The organism is Corynebacterium tuscaniense DNF00037, from assembly GCF_000759055.1.
Lineage (GTDB): Bacteria > Actinomycetota > Actinomycetes > Mycobacteriales > Mycobacteriaceae > Corynebacterium > Corynebacterium tuscaniense.
The window spans coordinates 1-17,883 of sequence record NZ_JRNG01000002.1; the positions used below are offsets into that span (position 1 = coordinate 1).

Sequence of the window (17,883 nt, forward strand, 5' to 3'; positions counted from 1 at the left end):
CCGCATGATCGGCGGGCCGGTTCAGCCCTTGGTTTTCGTCTGCGTGTGACTAGGGCCGGGCGAAGGGGAATGGATCATTCCCGTCGGGTCCGACGCTAACGCAGGTGTGTTGCTAGGCAACCGGAAATACCCTACCTGGGACGTGCTATCTACACCAAAACTGGCATGCTGCACGGTGTTCAGTTATAGCTCTTCCCCCTATCAGAGGTAAGGTCACCGGAAGGTTAAGCACTTTCACTTCCTCTGTATCTTCTAATTTTTCTGTGACACAAGCTCGATGACAACCTCAGTTCGCACACCTCAAACAACGGCTAAGCAGCCGGTGTCGTCATCATCGTACCGCTTTGACCTTGATGGTTTGCGTGGTTTTTCTATCGCACTCGTTGTTGTGTTCCACGTGTTTGTGGGCAGGGTTTCTGGTGGCGTGGACGTGTTCCTGTTGCTGTCGGGCTATTTCTTCATGGGTGCGCAGTTGCGTTATGCCTTGCGCCCGAATTCTTCGCTGAACCCATGGTGGCCTTTCTGGCGTACCGCGCGCAGGCTCCTTCCCGCCCTGGCGGTGGTGCTCACGGCTGTGTATGCCGGTATTCGGTATCTCACACCCCAGGTCATGAACGAGGATCTTGCTCGCCAGTTCAAAGCCTCCGTGCTCTACTACCAGAACTACGAGCTGAGCAGCCAGGATGCCGCATATGCGGCCGCGGGTTCACAGACATCACCGTTGCAGCACCTGTGGTCCATGAGCGTGCAGGGGCAGTTCTATCTCTTTGCCATTACCTCTGGCATCATCGTTGCTATTTTGGCTACCCGCGTTCATGTGGGGATTCAGCGGCTGCGCCGTTGGATTGTGGTGGTCCTCGCGCTGATTACCATTGCATCATTCGCTTACGCATCACGTTTTGGCCTCGTGGGTACGGCGGCAAATTACTATGCTCTCCCTTCCCGTTTGTGGGAGCTGAGTTTCGGTGCTTTGCTGGCCATGTTGCCTGCCAAGGTTGCAGTGCCCACGAGGCTGCAGGCACCTGCTGCTGGCTTGGGTGTCACGATGATTGCTGCAACCGGCTTCGTCATTCCCACTTCCCTTGCTTTTCCGGGCCCCGCCGCTTTGATTCCGCTTCTAGGTGCGGCACTCGTTGTACTCAGTGGCCCGCAGCATGTTGTGGCTAAGCTGCTCGCTTCGTCTCCGATGACGTGGCTGGGCAAAGTCGCTTACTCCCTGTACTTGTGGCACTGGCCTTTGCTCATCTTGGTCACCGTATATACGGGCAACAAGGAGCCTTCCGTGCTGCTGGGCATCGGTGTCATTGCGGTCTCGTTGTTCTTGGCGCACGTGACGTACACGTTCGTTGAGGATCCGTTGCGGCAGCACGGGAAACGGCCGAAGGCAACAGATCGGCCGGTGCGTAATGCGATTGCTAGCTTATCGACGTTCTCTGGACGCGCCCGCGCCGTCGGCGGCGTCGCCATCGCTGTACTTCTCGCCGGCATGCTGGCGATCTTGCCTATGTTCAACAAGCAGGTAGCTCAGGCCAGTGGCAAGCTTGACCCCGCACTCTATCCGGGTGCCATGGCGCATTTTGGCGCTGATGTGCCTCGCGCTTTGGCCGCTCCGGACCCGCATTTCATTTCGGACATGTGGCCCCCAACCGTTGATCGTGGCTGCATGATTTTCATGGACCAGCCGGGCGACTTACTCCCCCACGAAGGCTGTGTTTTCGGTGACCCTGAGTCCGATGTCACAGTGGTTCTTTTCGGTGGCTCGCACGCAGAACCGTGGATTGTCCCGTTGGACAAGATTGGCCGTGAGCGTGGCTTCAAAGTAATCACCTACGTACGCCAGGAATGCCCATTGGTTTTGGATGATTTGGATACGGTATCGGAGGTCTGCGCTGAGTGGTCCCGCAATGCTTTTGCGGAAATCATCGCGCTACAGCCGGACCTGACTATCTCCAATGCCACCCGACCTGCTGGCCGTGCCGGTTCCGGCGGTATCGGCCCAGATATTGTTCCTGATGCTTACGCCACTGTGTGGGACAAGCTGCGTTTGAATGACATTCCTTTCGTGGGGCTGCGCGATAACCCGTGGGTCTTTTCCCGCGAAGGTGAGCACATGGACCCGAATGAGTGTCTCCTTGCTAATAACACGATGAAGGACTGCTCCACGCTGCGCTCCACCGTCTACGCCCCCACCAATCCGGCCGAGAAGTACCTCTCTTCTGCGGATAAACAGTGGACAGTTGATACGGCTGACTGGTTCTGCGAAGAGACCTACTGCCCGCCGATCATCGGCAACATTTACGTCTACCGCGACCAGAACCACATCTCCAACGCCTACGCGGAATCCACCGCCCCGGTGATGTGGCAAAACCTCCAGCCAATCTTTGACGCGCTGGATCTGCCTTACCGGAATGAAGAAGCCCTCGAGGATCTTCAGATCATCGAGGGCTAATCACTAGAACTTCTTCTTCCCCATGCGCTTCATCGCACTGCCGAAGTCCAGATTGTTCAGATCCAGGCCTTCCATCCCTGGGGGCATTTGCTGCTGCATCTGCTGAAGCTGTTCCATGCTCGGCATGCCCGGCATCCCCTGTGCTCCAGGCATTCCCGGCATCTTGGGTGCGCCTTGCCTCTTCACCGGCTTGCGCTTACCGTTTTTACCTTTACGGCCCTTCGGCTTCTTCTTGGTTGCGGAACGGCCCCTGCCCGGCATACCGGGCATTCCGCCCATGCCGAACTGGTTGGCCATCTTGCCCATCATTTTCTTCGCCTCGAAGAAACGCTCAACAAGCTGGTTCACATCAGCAACGGTGACACCGGAGCCGGCTGCGATACGGCGACGCCGAGAAGCATTGAGGATCTTCGGGTCCTCCCTCTCCGCCGGAGTCATACCGCGAATGATGGCCTGGATGCGGTCGAGCTGCTTCTCGTCCACCATGTCCGCCATCTGGTTCATCTGCTTACCACCCGGCATCATCTTCAACAGATTGCCAATGGGCCCCATGCGGCGGATCATCAGCAGCTGATCCAGGAAGTCCTCCAGGGTCAGCTCACCCGTACCCAGCTTGCGGGCGGCTTCTTCCGCCTTCTGCTGGTCCATCATGGTTTCAGCCTGCTCAATCAAAGAGAGCATGTCACCCATGCCGAGGATGCGGCTGGACATACGGTCCGGGTGGAAGACATCAAAGTCCTCGAGCTTCTCACCGGTAGAAGCAAACAGAATCGGCTTGCCAGTCACCTCACGGATGGACAGTGCTGCACCACCGCGGGCATCACCATCGAGCTTGGTCAACACAACGCCGGTGAAATCCACACCATCGGCGAAGGCCTGCGCGGTGTTCACCGCGTCCTGGCCGATCATCGCATCGATGACAAAAAGGACTTCATCCGGATTCACCGCATCACGGATGTTGCGGGCCTGAGTCATCAGTGTTTCATCAATACCCAAACGACCAGCGGTATCGATGATCACTACATCCGCGTTGGTGCGACGCGCTTCCTCAATAGACGCCAAGGCAACCTCAACCGGATCACCATGGGAGGTGCCCATCTCGTGTTCATTGGAATCCAAGGACGTGCCCGGGTCCGGAGCGAAAGTTTTCACCCCGGCGCGCTCACCAACGATCTGGAGCTGCTGCACAGCTCCCGGACGCTGCAGGTCACATGCCACGAGCATCGGGGCATGCCCCTGCTTGGACAGGTGGAGCGCCAACTTACCTGCAAGGGTCGTCTTACCGGCGCCCTGCAGACCAGCGAGCATGATCACCGTCGGCGGGTTCTTAGCCAGGTTCAGGCGACGAGTTTCGCCACCGAGGATATTGGTCAGTTCCTCGTCGACGATCTTGATTACTTGCTGCGCCGGATTCAGTGCCTCAGACACAGCCGCGCCAAGCGCGCGTTCTTTCACACGCTGAATAAAGGCGCGAACAACGGTGAGCGAGACATCGGCCTCGAGCAGGGCGATACGGATCTCACGGGCAGTGGCGTTAATGTCCTCTTCCGTGAGCTTGCCCTTGCCTCGCAGCCCGGTGAGTGCTGATTGAAGGCGATCGGACAATGACTCGAACACGTAAAAGCTCCCTTGAAAGTCTTTGAGTAAATGTCTCTAGCCCAGTGGCTAAAAAGATTAAGTGGTGGGTTACAGCCTAACTGCTACCCACCATCAAAATCACATACGGTTCAGCTCGTCTGAGCTATTCCGCTCATTTTCCGGAAGTCTCCATACATGGCGGGGCTAAATAGCGTCCTCGTCTTTCTCCCCGGTACGCACGCGTACGGCGCGGGTCACTTCTGTCACCCAAATCTTGCCGTCGCCAACTTCCCCGGTATGTGCTGCGTTTAAGATTGCGTTCACTGCCGTCTCTTCCTGGGCGTCAGTGACCAGAACCTCAATCTTGACCTTTTGCACGAAGTTCGAGGTGTAGCGGGCACCCCGGTAGTACTCAACACTAGCCATCTGCCGGCCAGCTCCCTGAGCTTCAGTGACGGTAATACCTTTCACCCCTGCCTCGGTGAGGGCCTGACGGATGTCACCGAGTGTGAATGGTTGAACCACTGCTGTCACAAGCTTCATGTCTTTCGCCTTCCCTCTGCTTATCTACCTACTGACTATCCATTGCTTCAGCAATCGGCTTGTTGCTTACTGGCACGCCACCGGGTCGAAGGCCCGGGCCACCGAAGTCATAGCCAGTCTCGCGGTGAACTGAGTAGTCCACACCAGCTAATTCTTGCTCACGCGTCACGCGCCATCCCATCGTGTACTTCACCGTGATTGCGATGAGATACGTCAGCACAGCAGAGAAAACCATCGCTGCGCTAGCCACCACTGTCTGGACTGCGACAAGCTTCCACCCGTCCGCGCCACCGCCGGTGAAGATCCCGTTCCCTTGGGCGAAGAATGCGAGCCCGATTGTCCCCCACACAGCGGCAACGAGGTGAACACCAACGACGTCCAGGGAGTCGTCATAGTTGAAACGGTATTTCAGGCTCACACCAAAGCACGAGAGAATGCCGCCGCCCGCACCAAGGAGAATCGACGTCATTGGGGTGAGCGCCCCTGCAGCCGGGGTGATGGCAACAAGTCCTGCCACCAAACCCGATGATGCACCGAGCGATGTTGCGTAGCCATCCCGGATCTTTTCAACTGCCAGCCACCCCAGCATTGCGCCCGCAGCAGCCGCAGCAGTGTTCACCCATGCAAGCCCTGCCAGACCATCAGCGGCAAGAGCCGACCCACCATTGAAGCCACACCAGCCAAACCACAGCAACGCGGCACCAAGCATGACGAAGGGGAGGTTGTGAGGACGCGAGTTGGATTGCGGGAACCCTTCACGCTGCCCAATCACCAATACCAGGATGAGCGCGGCAGTGGCGGCTGAGATGTGAACGACCGTGCCGCCCGCAAAATCAATTGGAGCAATATTCGCTTCACCATTCTCGTTCCCGAACATCCAAGCAGAAACTGAGCGCGTCCCTTCGCCGAGAATGCCACCACCCCACACCATGTGCGCAAGCGGGAAGTACACCAGCGTGGTCCACACACCGGCAAACACCATCCACGCGCCGATCTTCACACGGCTGGCAATCGCGCCGGAGATGATCGCCACTGCGATCACCGCGAAGGTCAGCTGAAAGCCAACATCAATCACATTTGCGTAGCCATTATCCCCAGCGATGTAGGCACCGTCCCCGTTAGTGATCGAATTGCGGAGCCCGAAGAACTCAAAGGGATTCGCAAAAATCCCACCGATTGATTGTGAGCCATAGGACATCGACCAGCCCCACAGCACGTACAAGACGGACACAACCCCCATGGCTGTGAACGACATCATCATCATGTTCAGAACACTTCGGCGGGACGTCATTCCTCCGTAGAAAAACGCCAAGCCCGGTGTCATGAGCAACACAAGCGAGGCGGAGATAAGCATCCACCCCGCATTCCCAGATGCCAATGCAACCTGATCTGTTGTCATATCTGTCACCTCAATTCCTGTCGTTTTGAATACCTATCGGTTGACAGATTGGTGCCGACACGAAAATCTATTAAGCGATAGATACTGGTGTCAACGATATGACCATTTCTGTAATTCAAATCACAAAACCCAGCACCGCATTATTACGGTGCCGGGTTCCGGTCAGCTCTACGAAAAGTACAGCTAAGCCCCCAACAGTGCGTCGACGAAACCCTCGACCTCAAACGGCGCGAGGTCATCAGCTCCCTCACCCAGCCCCACGAGCTTCACCGGCACGCCAAGTTCCTCCTGCACTTGGAAGACAATGCCCCCCTTCGCGGTGCCATCCAACTTGGTCAAAACAACACCGGTGATCTCCACGACATCCTTGAACACGCGCGCCTGGGTCAGACCGTTCTGCCCCACCGTGGCGTCAAGCACGAGCAAGACTTCATTCACCTGGGACTTCTTCTCCACCACGCGCTTGACCTTGCCCAACTGATCCATCAGACCAGTGGCAGTGTGCAGACGCCCAGCAGTATCGACGATCACAACATCCGCCTGCTGCTCCACACCCGTCTTCACAGCATCGAAAGCAACCGCGGCCGGATCCGCGCCCTCGTTGCCGCGCACGGTGGTTGCACCAACGCGACGACCCCACGTTTCCAACTGGTCTGCAGCCGCCGCACGGAATGTATCCGCTGCCCCCAGCACAACACTGTGGCCCATCGAAACGAGCACGCGAGCCAGCTTGCCTGTCGTGGTGGTCTTGCCAGTGCCGTTCACACCCACAACGAGAATGACTGCAGGCTTGCCCTCATTCGGCATTGCCTTAATCGAGCGGTCCAACTCCGGCTTACCAGCCTCAATGAGGGTCTCACGCAGCATCGCGCGTGCTTCTTCCTCACTGGAGACACCCCGCTGCGCGATCTTTTCACGCAGCGTCTCCGTGATCTTCATGGTCAGGGGCGCACCAAGGTCCGCCATGATGAGAGTGTCTTCGATTTCCTCCCAGGCGTCCTCATCCAGATCACCGGCTGTCAGAATGCCCAGCAGGCCCTGGCCAATCGCATTCTGGGAGCGCGACAGGCGCCCACGCAAACGGCCAAGACGGCCCGTCGCCGGGACAATTTCGTCCAACGGTTCCGGGGCCGGAGCCGGCTCTTCCACCGGGAGAGGTGTCTGCTCCAGCGCTTCGTCCACCGCATCAACGGTCGTACGAGCAGCCTCAGCTGCTTCCTCAGCTTCCTCAACCACTTCTGGTTCTGGTCCAACCTGTTCAACCGGATCAGGAACGATGGGAGCCACGGGTTCGTCGATAGGCTTCTGCTCCTCCCGCAGGACTGGCTGTTTCTCCGCCGCGGGTTCGTTGGCGGGCGCAAAGTTGAAGCCACCCTGGGCCTGGTAATTTCCGGATTTCTCCTGCTGGGTGAGCTCCTTCGGTGCGGCCGGACCCTTCTTTTCAAAGGACACTGCCTTCGACTTCTTCCGCTTGTTGCCCACGACAATGATGCCCACGATGATGAGCAGCAGGACAACAACGGCGAGGACGGCCCACAAAACAGTTGAACTAATCATGCGCACCAGTGTGCCATCGATAGCCTAAATCGTGTTCGTTCCGGGCTCATTCGGATCCACAAAGAGACTAGACTGCAGATTATGAACACGGATCTGCTGAAGAACCCCATCGTTACAATTGCTCTGTCGGTCATCACCGCGTTGATTATTGCCATTGGTGCCGCAGCGGGTCTCGGGGCATTCGGTTCGAGTACGCCGCCCGAGAAGACCCAACCAGAGTCTCTCGTTGTTTCCCTGCCTGAGAATGCAAAGAAAGCTACGCCGGAACAGGTGGAAGCGATCCTCAGTGGCAAGTGGGTGACCACACCGAATCCACCTGAGAACATCATCTCTTTCAGCCGCAGTGAAGGTAGTGAGGGTGCCGCGGAAAAAGCCCCCTATTTCGTGCACGGCGGAGTGTGCAATGGGTTTGGTGTTGGACTCGTCGTTGACAAAACCACCGCAACATACACGGTCGAGGAGGGGGCCACAACATTGAAGCAATGCGAGCCTGAGCTGTGGCGTTATGATAATTCAGTGCGCGAAGCATTCATTCGTGGTAACACAATCTACTTCGACGGAACGCACGCGTACTTCGCCAAAGGTGGCACCGGACTCAAGCTCAGCCCGGCGCACTAAGAACGCGGCGCGGGGTTCATGCGTTGTGAGATTACGCGAGTGACACCATCACCGCGCATGGTCACGCCGTAGAGCACGTTAGCCACATCCATCGTGGGCTTTTGGTGAGTGATAACGATGAGCTGTGAGTCTTCGCGGAGCTCCTCAAACAGCGCGATGAGACGGCGCAGGTTAACATCATCCAGAGCTGCTTCCACCTCGTCGAGAACGTAGAACGGGCTGGGCCGCGCGCGGAAAATGGCAACGAGCATGGCCAGCGCAGTGAGAGACTTCTCGCCACCAGACAGCAGTGACAAACGCTTCACGCGCTTGCCGGGCGGACGAGCCTCAATCTCAATGCCGGTAGTGAGCATGTCCGAAGGATCAGTGAGCACCAACCGCGCCTCACCACCCGGGAACAAGGTGTTGAAAACTTTGGGGAATTCCTTCTCCACGTCATGCCAGGCATCCGTGAACAGTTGCAGAATCTGCGCATCCACATCATCAATTACGCCGGTGAGATCCTTGCGCGCCTGAATCACATCAGCAAGCTGCGTGGATAGGAAGCTGTAGCGCTCCTCCAACGCCTTGTACTCCTCCAGGGCCAGCGGGTTCACCTTGCCCAGCGAAGCTAAGTCGCGCTCGGCCTGCTTGAGGCGTTTCGTCTCTGCGGTCTTGTCAAAGTCCTCGCCCGGTGTGTAGTCAGCCAGCAGGTCATCGATAGCAATGCCGAGCTTGTCTGCGATCCCCGCTTCCGCCTCATCTATCCTCACCTGCGCCTGCTCCCGCGCAATATCCGCCGCGTGAGCAGTATCCCCCAGTCGGCTGAGGTGTTGACGCAACGCATTCACTGTTTCACGCACCTGCGACTGGCGGACGGTGAGCTGTTTCACCTGTTCAGCAAGCTCGTCGCGGTGTTCGGTGGCACGCGCTAAGGAAACTTGAATCCGCGCCGCCAACGTCTGCGCGTGCTGTGCAACTGCTTCTGCCAGTTCCGCCTCCGCGCGCTTGCGTGCCATCGCGGCAACGTGCCGGGCTTTCGCCTCACGCTCATGTTCAGCTTGTCGGCGCAGCGCGGCACCACGCCCCGCAATCTGCTCAACAACCTGCTGTGCGGAACGCGCCATCAGCGTGAGTTCCATTTCACGCGCACGGGCCCGGGCCAGAGCGTCATTAGCTTCATCTCGGAGGGAGGAGTCCACATCCTCTTCCGTGTCATCCTGATCCACGCGGGCGAGGCGATCACGAGTTTCCTCCAGCTGCTTCATCCGATCGCTGAGACGGATCTCTGCCTCGGTGGCCTGCTTCGCTGCACGTTCATGCTGTTGTTTGGTGCTTTCCGTCTGGCTGAGCACGCGTTGGTGGTCACGCTTCCAGGATTCAGCATGCGCATCGTGTTCATTCAGCGCTGCTTTCGCAGCCGCTGCTGCCACGCGCGCTTCTTCGGCAGTGATCTTGGCGCCTTCGAGAGTGCCGGAAAGCTCATCGAGCTGGGTCTGCGCCTTCTCCAGATCAGCCGTCGCCTGTTCAATCTGGGCAGCCACTTCCACGCTTGATGCACCGCCAGAACCAGCGGCGATCCAGCCTTCCCCCACAATGGTGCCGTCCGTAACCACGGCGCGCAGGCGTGGATCATCCACCACGACGGCACGGGCCTGCGCGATGTCGGTGGCCACCACCACGTCCACGAGCACTCGGGTGACAGGACCAGCAATCTCAGGGGCGAGGGTGAGGTGGTCCAACAGCCAGGTCGTGCCCGCCGGCGGTTGACCGTCCAGGCGCCACTGCCGCCCCCCGGCTTTCGTGTCCACGACAACAGCACGTGATGCACCGGATAGTTCCGTGGCCGTGGAATCATCCAGCTGTCCCGCCAACGCCTCAGCATGCGCGCCGAGTGCTGCAACCAGTGCCTTTTCCATTCCCGCTTCAGCTTTCACCCACTCCGCTAGAGGATGAAAACTGGAGCCAAGGACGTCCGCTGCTTCAGTGACGGGGGCGGTTTCCGCCAGGGTGGCAATGCGGGAGCTCAGTGAATAGACCGTCTTTTCCCGCGCTTTTTGTTCATCGCGCAGTTGGTCTAAGCGTTTCTCCGCAGCGTCTGCCTCCGCAGTCGCGCGCACATGAGCTTGAGTGAGTGGCTCTCGCTCAGAGGTTAGTTCCGCCATCTTCTGCGCGGTCGCGTCCGCCTGCGCTTCTGCCTCACGTGCCTGCTCACGAGTTTCTTCCGCGACACTACTTAAGCGTTCCACCTCTTGCTTCGAAGACTCAACCGCAGCAGCCTGGCTTTCTTCCTGCGCGAGCAGCCGCACAACACCTTCACGGCGGTCAGCTATCGCGCGTACCTGAGCCATGTGCTCGGCTTCCGCGGCCTTGGCGCGTTGTTCCAACTCCGCGGTTTCCTCGGCGGCCTCGGCGAGTGCTTCCGCCGCGTTTTCATACTCTTCTTGTGCGGTCTCGTACTCCTCTTCCGCACGTTCAGCGCGGGCGAGGAGTTCTTCGGGGTCTTGGCCCCGGTATTCAGATATGTCCCCTGCATGCTGCGCACGCTCCCCCGCGATCCGCAATGTCGCAGACGTTCGCTCAGCCAAGGAAGACAAACCAAACCACAAGCGCTGTGCTTCCTGGGACGCCTCGCTAACGCGCGCTTGGTTGTCTTCAACGGCCAACTGGTTCTGCTCCGCATCTTCCAGCTCGCTGGTCACCTCAGCGACCTTCTCGGCGTGAAGTTCGGCGGCCCGCGTGGCGTCGACAAGCGATGCACGCAAAGTGACTACCTGGTGGCCCGCTAATTTCAGGCGCGCATCACGCACATCAGCCTGCACGGTCGCGGCACGCTTAGCAGCTTCCGCCTGGCGCGCGAGAGGTTTAAGCTGCTTTCCCAGCTCATCCGTAAGATCCGACAAGCGATCCAGATTCGCCTGCATACTCGTGAGCTTGCGCTGTGCTTTTTCCTTGCGGCGACGGTGCTTCAACACCCCTGCCGCTTCTTCGATGAACGCGCGGCGATCCTCTGGGCGGGATTCCAGGATCTCACTGAGCTTGCCTTGGCCCACAATGATGTGCATTTCCCGGCCAATACCGGAATCAGACAAAAGCTCCTGGATGTCCATGAGGCGTGCTTTAGAGCCGTTGATCTCATACTCACTCGCCCCATCGCGGAACATGCGGCGCGTAATGGCTACCTCGGAATACTCAATCGGCAGCCGCCCATCCGAATTATCAAAAGTCAGCGTTACTTCCGCACGGCCAAGTTGTTTGCGTTCCCCCGCGCCGGCAAAAATGACATCTTCCATCTTCCCGCCACGCAAGTTCTTCGCGCCCTGCTCCCCCATCACCCACGCGAGAGCATCCACCACATTGGACTTACCCGATCCATTCGGCCCAACGACAGCACAGATGCCCGGCTCGAATTTCATCGTCGTCGAAGACGCAAAGGACTTGAATCCTTTCAGTGTCAACGAAGTTAGGTGCATTGGGAAAGTTTAACTCAACTGTTTAGCGCTCAGCGAACCCCTGGGCACCCTTGGGTTCGCTGTATTGCGGCACAACGATGGCAACGGTGCCAGGTCGCTTCATCGTGGAGGGGTCTTCTTGAAGCAGAGCAAGAAGCTTATCGACGTTTGCCGCCTCCCCCTCCGCCACCACCTCAACGCGACCATCTGTGAGGTTCTTGGCGTAACCAGCCAGGCCTAGCTCAAGGGCACGGCTGCGGGTCCACCACCGGAACCCCACGCCTTGAACACGGCCGGTGACAAAGGCTGTCATACGAGTCTTACTCATACACGGTCTTCAGTGCTGCGTCGCGTCACCGGATCAGACCCATCCCAGAACTCAACATTCTTCAGCTCTGGGAGCATGTCGCGGTGGAAGACCGGGTCGATGTCCTTGCGGCGCTGTTCATTGAAGTTCTTCAGCAGCTTGATGGCAATGCCACCCAGCGGGATGATGGCAATGATGTTCATGATGGCTAGCAGACCTGCCATCGTGTCGCCGAGTGACCACACCAACGGGACCGACCCGAAGCAACCAAAAACAACGAAGCCGATCACAACAGCGCGGTAGACATTCAACACGGTCTTGCTCTTGGTCAAATACTCAATGTTGGCCTGTCCAAGGTAGTAATTGCCCAGCACAGAAGAGAAGGCGAGGAAGAACAAAATGAAGGTGATGAAGTGGGCACCCCACGCACCGACGGAATCCGCCAGGGCAGACTGTGTCAGCGCAGCACCCTCAATATCATCGCGCCCATAGGTCACAGCCGGACCCAGCAAAATGATGAAGGCAGTGATGGAGCAGACCACAAGGGTGTCAAAGTACACACCGAGCGTCTGCACAAGCCCCTGCTTCACCGGGTGGGACACAGTTGCGGTTGCCGCTGCGTTCGGGGCAGAACCCATACCGGCCTCATTGGAGAACAGGCCACGGCGCATCCCCTGCATGAAAGCAGCACCCACAGTCGCGCCTGCAACCTGCTTGATGCCAAGGGCATGTCCAACAATCATCTCGATCATGTTCGGGACCTCGCCGATATTCAGCACCACCACGATGATGCCAACGATGATGTAAGCGCCCGCCATGAACGGAACGATGATCTGGGTCCAGCTGGCCACACGAGTGACACCACCGAAAATGACCATTGCCGTCAGCGTTGCCAGCACCGTAGCAGCGATACCCTTCTGCAAGTTGGAGTCAGTGCCCAGGGAGCCACCGACGGCCTCCACGATGGAGTTAGACTGAACCGCGTTGTACACAAAGCCGTAGGTGAAGGCCAAAAAGACAGAGAAGACTGCTGCCAAGTGCTTCCAGCCCAGCCCACGCGTCATGTAGTAGGCAGGGCCACCGTGATAGTTCCCCTCCGCATCCTTGGTCTTCCACAGCTGCGCCAGTGTGGACTCCACAAATGCGGTTGCTCCACCCAGGAGGGCCAACATCCACATCCAGAACACTGAGCCCGGACCACCGATGGAGATGGCCAGACCAACACCGGCAACATTTCCGGTACCCACGCGCGAGGCAGCGGAGATGGTGAAGGATTTGAAGGCAGACAGGCCGCCATATTCCTCATCCAGGTCACGCCCTTCGCGGTCCTTGCCTTCGGGGCTTTCCGCGATGGCGCGGAACATATCGGGCACGGCACGGATCTGAACAAAAAGGGTCCGCAGCCCGAAATAGACACCTGCTGCCAGTAGGAACCAGGGCACGAGACTCCAGATGACACCATTCAACGTGTCATCAACAAAAAGATACGCAGCTTCCATGGCGGAAAGTTTATAGCGTCTGGCACTCCGGACAGTAATAGGAAGACCGCTGATTCACCGTCGTTCGAAGAATCGGTGTTCCACAACGCAGGCACGGTTCGCCCTTCCGCCCATACGCATTGAGCGAACGGGAGAAATATCCACTCGCGCCGTTCACGTTGACGTAGAGCGAATCAAAGCTCGTCCCGCCGGCTTCCAAGGCGCGCGCCATGACGGCGCGCGATTCTTCAAGGAGTGCTACCGCATCACGCTGCCGTAATGCTTTCCCCTTGCGCGTCGGTTTCACGCCCACCGCCCACATCGCTTCATCGGCGTAAATGGATCCGATACCACTGACCACACTCTGGTCCAGCAGGATCGTTTTCACCGCCACGTTTTTGCGGCGCATCGCTCGGGCAACCTCAGCCACATCAAAGGCATCCTCAAAAGGGTCCGGAGCAATGTGGGAAATGCCTGCGGGAACAAGCACACCATGATCAAAGGTCATGGGCACCCACTGCCACGAACCAAACGTGCGCTGATCAATGAAGGCCAACTCAATTTCTTGACCATCACGTTCCAACACCGAACGGATGCGTAGATGCGGGCTATCCACAGTGCCTGGCTCACCCACGATCATTTGGCCAGACATGCGCAGATGCACCAGCAGCGCATTGCCGTCGGAAAGCTCCAACCACATGAACTTGCCGCGGCGCCCCGTGCCGGTGACCGTCAAGCCAGGAAGCACCTCAGCGAGATCCGTATCATTGCCCCGCCCTGCACGCGGATGAAGCACCTCTACGGACGTGAACGTGTAACCCACTACGTGGTCTTCTAGACCACGGCGCACCACTTCTACTTCGGGCAATTCAGGCATGTGGCCCCACTAGTCAATAACTGCCACTGCCGCTGCATTGTCATGAAGGAACATCATGGCCTGGCGCGCGGCTTGCTGCTCCGCCAACTTCTTATTCGGCCCCTTGCCCATCCCCAGCTCAGTCTCACCGGAGAACACATGGACGGTGAACGTCTGATCATGCTCCGGTCCGACGGATGTAGCGTTGTACACCGCAGCTTCCGCCTTCAGCTCCGCGAGACGCTCCTGCAGCGTGGTCTTCCAATCGTGGTGGCGGCCCGTGGCAGTCGCAGTGTTGATCTTGTGCTCAAACAACCGCAAAATCACATCGCGAGCAGGATCGAACCCATACTGCCGGTAGATCGCACCGAAGATAGCCTCCATCGTGTCGGCGAGAATCGATTCTTTCGCACGCCCGCCCGTGGATTCTTCACCCTTGCCCAAGAGAACATGCGCACCCAAATCAATCTCACGTGCCACATCAGCCAACCCATAACGGGAAACAATCGACGAACGCATCTTGGAAATATCCGACTCAGGCCGCGATGGGTGCAGCTCGAACAACTTGGTGGCCACGGAAAGGCCTAACACGGCATCGCCGAGGAACTCCAGGCGCTCATTATTCGGCAAGAAACCATGCTCATTGGCAAAAGAACGGTGTGTCAAAGCCAGCTTCAACAGGTCATGTTCAACCTCAACACCAAGCGTGTCCACCAACGGCGTATGGTCCACCGCCGAGAAAGCCTGAGCCCACGCCTGATCACCTGAAATCTTGTTCTTCTTCGCGCGTGGCACTACTTCTGCCCGTCTGTGTCAGGATCCGTGGCTGAGTCAGCGTTTAAGAATTTCTCCAACCCAGCCCAACGCGGATCAAGCAGATCATTCTCCTCGCCTGACACCCCATCGGGTGCAGGCACGTCCGAATCGGCGGGACATGACGGCTCACATTGAGGGTTAAACGGCCATGTCAAGCCCGCTTCATCAACGAAGGCCTGCTCTAAATCCACCTTGCCTTCGGCAATGGTGGGCACATCATCACCAGAGCCCGCATCCGCATCATCTTCAGCATCACCGGTGATGAAGTCATCCGCACCGGAGTAAACCTGCGAGATAGTAATGCTCTCCGTCGGGGCCAATTCGCGCAGACAGCGCACGCACTGTCCTTTCAACTGCGCGGACATCGTCGCATCAACCAACACCCCACTCCCTAGCGGAGTGAGTGTCGCATCCACTGTGACCTCAGCGCCTTGCGGCACCGCGATCATTTCCGGCCCAATACGAGAAGGTGCGGGACCCGTGTGGGTCACCGTTTCCGGGAGGCCATCACCGCGTATGACGGCCGCAACATCGAAAACAAAAGGGTTTGTAGCCATAACGGCCACTAGCCTACCCGCACGAGCGCTTATCGACGGCGCGGACTCTCATACCGGCGCCCCGACACCCCAGCGCCTTGGCGCAGTGCCGAACGGTCGGAGGACACTGTGCGCAAAACCGACGTGAGAGTCTCCTCGAACTCGCCAAGTTTGCCATCCACAAACTCGTCGCATTCGGTGCGCAGTCGATTCGACTCGGCGTGGGCACTCTCCACAATGCGGTGTGCCTCTTCATCTGCACGGCGGGAGACTTCAGCCTCGGAGATGAGACGCTTCTGCTCCTCCAAGCCTTCAGCAACAGAACGGTCATAAGACTCATTACCGTCGGCGACGAGGCGCTCTGCTTCACGGCGGGCGCGCTCCACCATCTGCTCCGATTCATCACGGGCCCGGCTCACAGTTGCATGAGCATCCTGTTCCGCTTCGGACACCATTCGGGTGGAACGCTCTTGCGCTTCGCTCAGCATCGACTCGGACTCATTGTGTGCATCCCCCACCAGACGCTGCGCTTCATCCTCAGCATCCCCAATAATCTGATCGGCACGCTCCTCAGCGCCACGGAGAATCTCATCCTGTTTATCCAGGACATCCTGGGCATCATCCACCTCAACGGGGAAAGCGTTCCGAATATCATCAAGAAGCGCGAGCACCTCATTACGCGGGACCATACAGTTCGACGTCATGGGGACGCCGTACGCCTGCTCAACAGTGTTGACTAGTTCATCGAGAGCTTCAAAAACGCGGTACATAATTCAAAACAGTACCTGCGAAAAGACAACCGCCCCGGCAAGCCGAGGCGGTGTGTCCAAGGAAGTAATGGGCTTTTGTTTAGATCACGCCCTGGGCGAGCATAGCGTCCGCAACCTTCTTGAAACCAGCGATGTTAGCGCCGACCACATAGTCCCCCTCATGGTCGTACTCAGCGGCGGTAGCGGAGGTGTTACGGAAGATGTTCTCCATGATGTGCTTCAAGCGATCATCGGTGTACTCAAAGTTCCAGGAGTCACGCGACGCATTCTGCTGCATCTCCAATGCGGACGTAGCCACACCACCAGCATTCGCAGCCTTGCCCGGCAGGAAGTGAATATGGTTCTTGCGGTAGACCTCAATTGCTTCTGCGGTTGATGGCATGTTCGCCCCCTCAGCGACATACTTCACGCCATTGTCCACAAGTTTCTGAGCATGCTCACCGTCAAGCTCATTCTGGGTTGCACACGGCAGAGCAACATCCGCCTTGAGGTCCCAGATCGAGCCATCAGCGTGGAAGGTAGCGCCAGTCGCTTCCTCCACGTATTCGTTGACGCGACCGCGACGAACTTCCTTGACCTCCTTGAGCAGCTCCACATCAACACCATTCGGGGTTTCCACCCAACCGGAGGAATCGGAGAAACCAACGACGGTGGCACCAAGCTCCTGAGCCTTCTGGATGGCGTAGATAGCCACGTTGCCGGAACCAGAGACAATAACCTTCGCACCGTCGAGGGAATCACCGTGAGCCACCATCATCTTGTTGGTGATGTACACGGTGCCGAACCCGGTTGCCTCCGTACGCACCAGGGAACCACCCCACGTCAGGCCCTTACCGGTCAGAACACCAGACTCGTGCTCGTTGGTCAGGCGACGGTACTGCCCGAACAGGAAACCAATCTCACGGCCGCCGACACCGATGTCACCGGCGGGGACGTCGCGGTACTCGCCGATGTGGCGGTGCAGCTCAGTCATGAAGGACTGACAAAAACGCATGACCTCAGCATCAGACTTTCCCTTCGGATCGAAGTCGGAGCCACCCTTACCGCCACCGATGGGTAGGCCGGTCAGGGAGTTCTTAAAAATCTGCTCGAAACCGAGGAACTTGATGATGCCCAGGTTGACGCTCGGGTGGAAACGAAGGCCACCCTTGTAGGGGCCAAGAGCGGAGTTGAACTGGACACGGAAACCGCGATTGACGCGGACATCCCCATCGTCAGCAACCCACGGCACACGGAAGATGATCTGACGCTCCGGCTCACAGAGACGCTCGATCAGGCCGTAGTCGTTGTAGTGAGAGTCCTTCTGCAAAACGATCTTCAGGGAATCTAGAACCTCGGCGACTGCCTGGTGAAATTCCGGCTCCCCCGCGTTGCGCTTCAACAGCTTCTGGTAATAACCAGCGATCTGGTCGTCGTTCGTTGCCATCATCGATCCCTTCTTTCTATTAGCCGACAGTTTTGTCACTTTAGTGGCACTCGGTACGGAATGGGGAGTCGAGTTCACTCCAATTGCTAACGTCGGTACGCAATGAGAAAAAGTTCTTC

Annotated in this window: 14 protein-coding genes; 2 read left to right on the forward strand and 12 right to left on the reverse strand. The window is 58.0% G+C overall.

Features of this window, described 5'->3' with window-relative positions; genetic code table 11:
* Positions 1-277 precede the first annotated feature (277 nt).
* Positions 278-2,449, forward strand: coding sequence for an acyltransferase family protein (locus tag HMPREF2129_RS00640; protein WP_084576384.1), 2,172 nt, complete (start codon positions 278-280; stop codon positions 2,447-2,449).
* Positions 2,450-2,452: 3 nt separating this feature from the next.
* Here HMPREF2129_RS00640 and ffh read toward each other — a convergent pair whose 3' ends face one another.
* The 4 genes from ffh to ftsY all read right to left on the reverse strand — a co-directional run bounded on the left by ffh (position 2,453) and on the right by ftsY (position 7,526).
* Positions 2,453-4,066, reverse strand: coding sequence for a signal recognition particle protein (gene ffh, locus HMPREF2129_RS00645; RefSeq protein ID WP_034661710.1), 1,614 nt, complete (start codon positions 4,064-4,066; stop codon positions 2,453-2,455).
* A gap of 165 nt (positions 4,067-4,231) precedes the next feature.
* Complete coding sequence (locus HMPREF2129_RS00650; protein WP_034661712.1) at positions 4,232-4,570, reverse strand: P-II family nitrogen regulator; 339 nt, start codon at positions 4,568-4,570, stop codon at positions 4,232-4,234.
* Positions 4,571-4,598: 28 nt separating this feature from the next.
* A complete protein-coding gene (locus HMPREF2129_RS00655) occupies positions 4,599-5,969 on the reverse strand; it encodes an ammonium transporter (RefSeq protein ID WP_052092468.1) in 1,371 nt (456 codons plus the stop codon).
* 183 nt (positions 5,970-6,152) lie between these two features.
* The gene (gene ftsY, locus HMPREF2129_RS00660; protein ID WP_034661993.1) at positions 6,153-7,526 is read right to left on the reverse strand and encodes a signal recognition particle-docking protein FtsY; all 1,374 of its coding nucleotides are present in this window, start codon (positions 7,524-7,526) and stop codon (positions 6,153-6,155) included.
* An 81-nt stretch (positions 7,527-7,607) separates the two neighbouring features.
* Between ftsY and HMPREF2129_RS00665 the strand changes: the two genes are divergently transcribed.
* The gene (locus HMPREF2129_RS00665; RefSeq protein ID WP_034661714.1) at positions 7,608-8,144 is read left to right on the forward strand and encodes a hypothetical protein; all 537 of its coding nucleotides are present in this window, start codon (positions 7,608-7,610) and stop codon (positions 8,142-8,144) included.
* Here the strand turns inward: HMPREF2129_RS00665 and smc are convergent.
* The 8 genes from smc to gdhA all read right to left on the reverse strand — a co-directional run bounded on the left by smc (position 8,141) and on the right by gdhA (position 17,764).
* Positions 8,141-11,596, reverse strand: coding sequence for a chromosome segregation protein SMC (smc, locus tag HMPREF2129_RS00670; protein WP_034661717.1), 3,456 nt, complete (start codon positions 11,594-11,596; stop codon positions 8,141-8,143). The genes HMPREF2129_RS00665 and smc overlap by 4 nt on opposite strands.
* 22 nt (positions 11,597-11,618) lie before the next feature.
* Complete coding sequence (locus HMPREF2129_RS00675) at positions 11,619-11,903, reverse strand: acylphosphatase (protein WP_034661719.1); 285 nt, start codon at positions 11,901-11,903, stop codon at positions 11,619-11,621.
* Complete coding sequence (locus tag HMPREF2129_RS00680; RefSeq protein ID WP_034661722.1) at positions 11,900-13,381, reverse strand: alanine/glycine:cation symporter family protein; 1,482 nt, start codon at positions 13,379-13,381, stop codon at positions 11,900-11,902. Before HMPREF2129_RS00680 ends, HMPREF2129_RS00675 begins: the two co-directional genes overlap by 4 nt.
* A 10-nt stretch (positions 13,382-13,391) precedes the next feature.
* Entirely contained in the window at positions 13,392-14,237 is an 846-nt protein-coding gene (mutM, locus tag HMPREF2129_RS00685) for a bifunctional DNA-formamidopyrimidine glycosylase/DNA-(apurinic or apyrimidinic site) lyase (RefSeq protein WP_034661725.1), read from the reverse strand.
* A 9-nt stretch (positions 14,238-14,246) separates the two neighbouring features.
* Positions 14,247-15,011 carry a ribonuclease III gene (gene rnc, locus HMPREF2129_RS00690; protein ID WP_034661728.1) on the reverse strand — a complete coding sequence of 255 codons (765 nt, stop codon included), beginning with the start codon at positions 15,009-15,011 and terminating at the stop codon, positions 14,247-14,249.
* Positions 15,011-15,589 carry a YceD family protein gene (locus HMPREF2129_RS00695; RefSeq protein WP_034661731.1) on the reverse strand — a complete coding sequence of 193 codons (579 nt, stop codon included), beginning with the start codon at positions 15,587-15,589 and terminating at the stop codon, positions 15,011-15,013. The genes rnc and HMPREF2129_RS00695 overlap by 1 nt, the downstream gene beginning before the upstream one ends.
* A gap of 29 nt (positions 15,590-15,618) precedes the next feature.
* Complete coding sequence (locus HMPREF2129_RS00700; RefSeq protein WP_034661734.1) at positions 15,619-16,338, reverse strand: DivIVA domain-containing protein; 720 nt, start codon at positions 16,336-16,338, stop codon at positions 15,619-15,621.
* A 79-nt stretch (positions 16,339-16,417) separates the two neighbouring features.
* A complete protein-coding gene (gene gdhA, locus HMPREF2129_RS00705; RefSeq protein WP_034661996.1) occupies positions 16,418-17,764 on the reverse strand; it encodes an NADP-specific glutamate dehydrogenase in 1,347 nt (448 codons plus the stop codon).
* Positions 17,765-17,883 lie beyond the last annotated feature (119 nt).